At 64.1% G+C, this 3,631-nt stretch carries 4 protein-coding genes and 1 pseudogene; 4 read left to right on the forward strand and 1 reads right to left on the reverse strand.

Features of this window, described 5'->3' with window-relative positions:
- The 3 genes and pseudogenes from MNBBLIKP_RS15025 to pal all read left to right on the forward strand — a co-directional run.
- Positions 1 to 463: pseudogene (locus tag MNBBLIKP_RS15025) on the forward strand (TonB C-terminal domain-containing protein); the annotation flags it as partial.
- Positions 460 to 1,827: a Tol-Pal system beta propeller repeat protein TolB gene (gene tolB, locus MNBBLIKP_RS15030; protein WP_088311083.1), complete on the forward strand. Its 1,368-nt coding sequence runs from the start codon at positions 460 to 462 to the stop codon at positions 1,825 to 1,827. The pseudogene MNBBLIKP_RS15025 and the gene tolB, both read left to right, overlap by 4 nt.
- 67 nt (positions 1,828 to 1,894) lie before the next feature.
- Entirely contained in the window at positions 1,895 to 2,413 is a 519-nt protein-coding gene (gene pal, locus MNBBLIKP_RS15035; RefSeq protein ID WP_088311084.1) for a peptidoglycan-associated lipoprotein Pal, read from the forward strand.
- A gap of 33 nt (positions 2,414 to 2,446) precedes the next feature.
- Here the strand turns inward: pal and MNBBLIKP_RS18115 are convergent, their stop codons facing one another.
- Positions 2,447 to 2,623 carry a hypothetical protein gene (locus MNBBLIKP_RS18115; protein ID WP_176399795.1) on the reverse strand — a complete coding sequence of 59 codons (177 nt, stop codon included), beginning with the start codon at positions 2,621 to 2,623 and terminating at the stop codon, positions 2,447 to 2,449.
- Positions 2,624 to 2,779: 156 nt separating this feature from the next.
- Here MNBBLIKP_RS18115 and MNBBLIKP_RS15040 point away from each other — a divergent pair, with 156 nt between their 5' ends.
- A complete protein-coding gene (locus tag MNBBLIKP_RS15040) occupies positions 2,780 to 3,322 on the forward strand; it encodes a J domain-containing protein (RefSeq protein ID WP_088311192.1) in 543 nt (180 codons plus the stop codon).
- Positions 3,323 to 3,631 lie beyond the last annotated feature (309 nt).

Below are 3,631 nucleotides of genomic sequence, written 5' to 3' on the forward strand. Positions count from 1 at the left end.
TTTCGACGCCCCGGGATTGGCGCCCGGTCGCTCCGCGCCGCCGGCCGCCAATCCCGGGGCGTCGAAATTCGCCAATGCCTTCAACAAGGGCATCCCCGGCGCGGCGGGCAAAGCCCAGACGCAAAGCCCGCCTGCCGCCGCCTTTGGCCCGCAGCAGCAATCGGCCTTGCGCGCTGCGATCATGCGCCAGCTGAAACCGCACTGGAGCGCGCCGCAGGGGTTTGAGGCGGAAAAGCTGGTGACCCAGGTGCGCTTCAGCCTCAACCGCGATGGCCGCCTGACCGGAGAGCCGGTGGTGGTCAGCCAGAGCGGGCAGAGCCCGGCCAATGCCGCCCAGGTCAAACGCCATGCCGAACAGGCCATCCGCGCGATCAAGCTGGCCCAGCCGTTCCTGCTGCCGCCGGATTTCTATCCTTATTGGCAAACCGTCACTTCCACATTCGACAGAAGGCTATCGCAATGAAACTGGCCCGCTTCGTCCTCCTCGGCGCCCTTTGCTCGGCCGCGGCCCTGGCCCAGACCGCGCCGCCCGTTGCCGCCCCGGCCGCGCCGCCGAGCGGCGGGATCGACGTGACCGTTTCGGATGACAGCGACTGGCAGGACCTGGGCATTGCCATCCCCAGCTTTGCGACCGATGCCGATGTACCGACCCAGACCAGCGCTGGCAGCACCAGTGCACTGGGCTTCAGCCTGGCCTCGGTGATCACCGCGGATCTCAAGAACAACGGCCTGTTCAAGCCGGTTGGCCCCGCCGATCTGCCGCGCCCCGGCTTTGGCGAAGTGCAAAGCCCCAGCTATGATACCTGGCGCAGCCGCAGTGCGGAGATGCTGGTGCAGGGCTATGTCCGGGCGGCAGGGGACGGGCAGGTCACGGTCGGGTGCTATTTGTACGATGTGGCTCTGGGGCAACAGCTCGGCAAGGCTGGCTGGACCGTCGCGCCAGGAGACTGGCGCCGCGCGGCCCACAAATGTGCCGATATGGTCTATGCGCGGCTGTCAGGGGAAAACCCGTTCTTTGACAGCCGGATCGCCTATATCGCGGAAACCGGGCCCAAGGACCGGCGGATGAAGCGGCTGGCGATCATGGATTCGGATGGGGCCAACCACCGTTACCTGACGACAGGCCAGGCCACCGCGCTGACCCCGCGCTATTCGCCGGATTACAAGTCGATCCTGTACCTCAGCTATTTCAACGGCCAGCCGCGGATCTATATCTACAATCTGGACACCAACCGCCAGGACCTGTTGCTGGCCAGCAAGAACCCCCTGTTTGCGCCGCGCTGGTCGCCCGATGGCAAATGGGTGCTCTATTCGATGGCTGCGGCCGGCAATACCGACATCTACAAGATCCCCAGCGGCGGCGGCACGGCAGTGAAGCTGACTGACAGCCCCGGGATCGACATCGGTGGATCGTTCAGCCCGGATGGCAGCAAGATCGTGTTTGAAAGCGACCGGTCGGGCAGCCAGCAGGTCTATGTGATGAATGCCGATGGCAGCGATCAGCATCGCATCAGCTTTTTCGGCGGGCGCAGCGCGACCCCTGAATGGAGCCCGCGCGGCGATCAGATTGCTTTCACTCATATCGCCGGGAACCTGCGGATCGGGGTGATGAGCCCGGGGGGCGGGGAAATGCGCTATCTGACTGACAGCTGGCAGGATGAAGCGCCCACCTGGGCGCCCAACGGCCGGATCATCCAGTTCTTCCGCACAGCGCGGACCAGCGGCAAAACCGGCGTCTGGCAGGTTGATCTGACCGGACGCAACGAACGCAAGCTGGAGACCCCGGTTGATGGCTCTGACCCCGCATGGGGACCGCTTCGGCCCTGACCCGGGCTTGAAACGGGTTGACTCTTGATGGCCAGTGGGCCGAACTTCCCTGCAAAGGAGACTGTTGATGAACCAGCCCCTGTTCCGCAATCTGGCCCTGATCGCGACCAGCGCCGTGGCCCTGGCGGCCTGCGCGCCCAAGGCACCCAAAGTGCTGCCGCCCGATCCGGGCAACGCCGTTTCAACCAACACGACCGGCGGCACGCTGGAAGGGCCCGCGCCGGGCAGTCAGGCCGATTTCGTGGCCCAGATGATGGGGCAGGATTCGATCTATTTCGATACCGACAAGTATAACATCGACAGTCAGGATCAGGCCGCACTGGCGGCGCAGGCACAGTGGCTGGCGAAATATCCGGCCAAGCGCGCCACGGTTGAGGGGCACTGCGATGAACGCGGCACCCGCGAATACAACCTTGCGCTGGGGGAACGCCGGGCCAATGCGGCGAAGAACTATCTGGTAGGCATGGGGATCGATGCCAGCCGGATTTCAACCGTCAGTTATGGCAAGGAACGCCCGGTCGCGCTCGGTTCCGACGAGGGCAGCTGGTCGAAGAACCGCCGGGCGGTAACGGTGACGATCGATTGATCGCGGCGGGGGCACGCGCCCCCGCGCTGCAGCTTATTGCAGGCCGGGCAGCAGGTTGCCCAGCGCGGGCAGGGCCGGCATGGCGGCCTTGGCTTCGACCCGGGGGGCGGCGAAGCCACCGGTCTGCGCGGCGGTCTGGGTTCCCAGCGCGGCGAACAGCGCCATGGCCAGCACCGAAAGGGTCGCGGAAAGTTTGAGCTGACGGCTCATCGTTACTCATCCTTGAACTTGGTTAAGACCCATATGGGGATGATGGGTGACTATTGCAATGCAGCATTGCACGTTGAAACTTAATTTTTGCTGTATCACGTGCTCGGTTCCTTCCAGTGCTTGCGCCCCGGCGCGACTTCGGACTATCGCGGCGGGATGAGCCGATCGGGCCGAACAACTGACTGGGGTTTTCCGCGCTGGCGCGGGTACGAAGGTGCGCGCGAAGCAGCCACGGTGCGGCTGTGTGACCGGCATGGCTGCACCGAAGTGGGCAATTGCCCCGCTCCGAAAAGCCCGAACAGCCCGGACCGCTGGATGTTCTGCCAGCGCCATGCCGCCGAATACAATCAGGGCTGGGACTATTTCGCAGGGCTCGATGCCGAAGAGGCGGCTGAGCGCGAGAAGTCAGAGCGGCAGACCCACGAAGGTTTTCAGGAAAGCGCGCATTACGGCTGGGCGATGTCCGGCGATGGCAGCCGCACCCGCGATGAATTGCGGGCGCTGGAGCTGCTTGGGCTGGGGCCGGACGCGGACTTTGATGAAGTGCGCAAGGCCTGGCGGGCCAAGGCCAAGGAAGTTCACCCCGATGTCCGCCCCGGAGATGAGGCCGCCGCCAAGGCCTTTCAGGCGCTGCAACTGGCCTATGAAGTGCTGCGTCAGGCTGAGGATCGGCGCGAATGGAAGGGACCGGGCGACTGAGTCCTGTCTGGTGACAACCGGACAGAAAGGTTACACCCTGTCCGCCTGCTTTTTCTAAATATTACAACGCATTGTGCCGAAAAAGGTGACAGATTCACCGTTTTGGGCCGAATTGTGCTGAATCCGCCGCCTCCGGGCTGGAAATAAGCGGGTCGACAATGTCAAAGAGCCTGCTGAATCAGCGGCGCGCACTATGACAGATCGCCAGCATGTAGGAAAATGATCCTGCGCGAATGCCAGATAACGTGAAGCAACCAACCATCCTCCCCCCTTGGGGGAGGTGGCTCGCGCAGCGAGACGGAGGGGGGG

This window comes from Novosphingobium sp. B 225, assembly GCF_002198665.1.
In the GTDB taxonomy this organism is placed as follows: Bacteria; Pseudomonadota; Alphaproteobacteria; order Sphingomonadales; family Sphingomonadaceae; genus Novosphingobium.